The organism is Moorena sp. SIO3E8 (genome assembly GCF_010692445.1).
Classification (GTDB): Bacteria; Cyanobacteriota; Cyanobacteriia; order Cyanobacteriales; family Coleofasciculaceae; genus Moorena; species Moorena bouillonii.
This window is the reverse complement of sequence record NZ_JAAHHM010000297.1, coordinates 1-2,740: the sequence shown is the minus strand read 5'-3', so window position 1 is coordinate 2,740 and position 2,740 is coordinate 1. Positions and strand designations below refer to the sequence as shown.

At 43.2% G+C, this 2,740-nt stretch carries 2 protein-coding genes and 1 pseudogene; all 3 read left to right on the top strand.

Annotation, left to right across the window (positions count from 1 at the left end; genetic code table 11):
- Window positions 1-341 precede the first annotated feature (341 nt).
- The 3 genes and pseudogenes from F6K46_RS39180 (at window position 342) to F6K46_RS39170 (ending at window position 2,597) form a co-directional block, all read left to right on the top strand.
- Window positions 342-506 (top strand): hypothetical protein, encoded by a 165-nt coding sequence (locus tag F6K46_RS39180; protein ID WP_293068722.1) that lies wholly within the window; start codon window positions 342-344, stop codon window positions 504-506.
- 123 nt (window positions 507-629) lie between these two features.
- On the top strand, window positions 630-857 hold the full coding sequence (locus F6K46_RS39175) for a hypothetical protein (RefSeq protein ID WP_293022924.1): 228 nt from the start codon (window positions 630-632) through the stop codon (window positions 855-857).
- A gap of 323 nt (window positions 858-1,180) precedes the next feature.
- Window positions 1,181-2,597, top strand: a pseudogene (locus tag F6K46_RS39170) (IS701 family transposase).
- Window positions 2,598-2,740 lie beyond the last annotated feature (143 nt).

The following is a 2,740-nucleotide window of genomic DNA, read 5'->3' as shown; positions in this document are numbered from 1 at the left end:
TTTAGTTCGGAAGATATCGTCAAAACGCTGACACCATCTATCGAAGCACGGGGGCATTGCTGTGGAAACAGTTTCTTTCATGGGATTGGAGGGAAAAAGTAACCAACCTAAAAAACTTACCCTATATAGCATAGCACTATTTATGCCTTGAATTATCGCGCTTAGTCCCACTAGGCGAATGCCCAAATCTAAAAAACATACCCTTGAAAGGTGTTAGGGGCGGGCTCATTTTCCGCCTCTTCGCGCCTTTTTGGGACAGCCCGCCCCGTAACGCACCACCGGGTCAAACAGCTTTTAGGAGATGCACCCAAAGGGAAAAAATTATCACAATTCATTTAAGTTTGCTAAACATTTCCATTATATCTGTTCTCAGAGTAATTAGGTACACAGGATTTTTTCCCTCTTGCCTATTGCCTATTGCCTATTGCCTATTGCCTATTACCTATTACCTATTGTCTATTGCCTATTGCCTATTGCCTTTGAACAATTTAGGTATCCCAATGTAAATCCTGAAATAGCATCGCATTTCTTTACATTACCCCTCAAAAAAAAACTTCTAAAAACCCTTGACAATATAAACTATAATCATTACTATTATATATGTAAATAAAAAACAAAAGGTTCACCTTATGCCATCAGAATTTCCAACAAATTCAGAGAACAATCCAGACGATTCTTCCAACAAAAAAATCCGTGTTCAGCACATTTTGAAAGGCTCCCGCAAGGCAATAACTAATACCATGCATACCCTCTATGCACTGGGCTACACCGAAATATCCGAGTGGAGTCCTCTGCAGCCGACGGATGTTCCGGGAGAATTCATAACAATTAGCACCAAGTACTTCAGACTCCGTTAACACGTTAAATTGCTGGGGGGTTTTCCCCCGGCCAAACCATCCGGTTGAGTCGTGTAAGATCACTCACGTTTGGATAGGTTGGAAAACTGAATGACATAAGGTAAATTCCTAGCCGTGGATAGTATTTCTGCGGCTATTTTTTTTGAAGGTTGAAGGTTATTAGTTTAAAGGTTGAAGGTTAGTTAGTTGAAGGTTGAAGGTTGGTTAGTTGAAGGTTATGATGTTGAAGAATAGTGGGACTAAGCGCGATAATTGAAGGCATAAATAGTGCTATGCTATATAGGGTAAGTTTTTTAGGTTGGTTACTTTTTCCCTCCAATCCCATGAAAGAAACTGTTTCCACAGCAATGCCGACCTGCTCCCTTGAGATGGTGCAAGCGTTTTGATGATATCTTTCACACAAAAGCTCAAAGAAAAGAGTTTAGGCACTACCAGCGGGGGATTATTGGGAGAAAGTGAACGAAAAAACCTATCTCAGATTGCCGGAAACGCGCTCTGATGTCTCATACCACAGCCTACGGCATTTTGCGGTGCGAGCTTCCTGGAGTGAACAAGAGATTAACGAACGGCGGTTGCAAGTGATGAATAGCTGTCGTCAGACGAAAATCCCTGCGCTTTTGGCGCACGCTACGCGAACGTGGATTTGCACTAATTGTGGACGACAGCGGACAAAGCGCTTTTGGCGCACGCTACGCGAACGGAAAAGTGGAAACTTCACGCCATGGTGTCGGTAGGCAATACATTGGGGAAATCGGGAAAACGGATAATGGAATTGTGGTGGTAACAACCCATCTGTATGATGGTCGAAAAAGTCTACCGTTAGATCTTGAGTTATATCAACACGGGAACTCATTGCCCCAGGGAAAAAAAGATCCAGCCTTCCTGAAGAAACCGGAGCTAGCCTTGGGGTTAATTGATAAGACATTAAGTCGGGGATATCATCCCGAAATTGTCCTGATAGATGCTGGATATGGAAACAATACATCATTTTTATTAGAGCTAGAAAATCGACAACTCAAGTATTTAGGAGGAATTGCTAAAAATGCGCCAAAAGCGCACGCTACGCGAACGAAAAGTGAGCGACCCGAACGCCAAAAATTCGGGAGTTACTGTTCGGGTCGATGAGGCACGCCCAAAGCCTTCCAGATGAGGCTTTCACAGAAGTTAAACTAAATCTAAATAAGTCAAAAACCCTGTGGGTTGCCACCCTAGAAGTAGAAATCTCTCGTCTGAGTGGAAAAAGAAGTCTGGCTATCGTCATGAATAAACCGACTTTTAGTCAAGCCACAGATATTGCGGTGCGACCCAAGGGCGATTTACTCGCCCATTGGAAAGCGCACCGTGACTATTTTTTGACCAATGTCGAAACGGATGTGGTGACTCCCCAATGGGTGGTCGAGACTTACGCTCAACGAAATTGGGTGGAAGTATTTTATCGGGAGCAAGCGTGGTGGTTGGGACTCAAAGAATATCAAGTTCGCCATAAACGCAGCTTGATGAGACATTTTATCTTGGTCATGTGTGCCTATACTTTTATTCTTTGGCATCAATTAACTGGGGGATTGCGAAGACGATGGGCATCGAAACCTTTAAAGACATTTGCTGAAGCAATAGATGCTTTTCGCAGTGCCATGTCTTGCCGCGCATGTTCATTGGCTCCAGGAAAATCCCGACGTATTTATCAGATATAAAGCGAGTAAGGGCTATATTTGGGCGCTTATTTGGCTAAAGTCCCAATAGTAAAAAAGTTGCGTAGTGGCGTGGCACAGCTAATTTGGTGCATTAGATTCTAGGTCTTCATCAAGTTCAAATACAGGATATAGGTGTTTAAGTTTGACTCGTGCATCTTCGGTAGTAAATCGCCAAACGACCTTGGCTGAACT

Coding starts and splice junctions, on each gene's coding strand:
- F6K46_RS39175 (WP_293022924.1), top strand. CDS start 630: ATGCCATCAGAATTTCCAACAAATTCAGAGAACAATCCAGACGATTCT.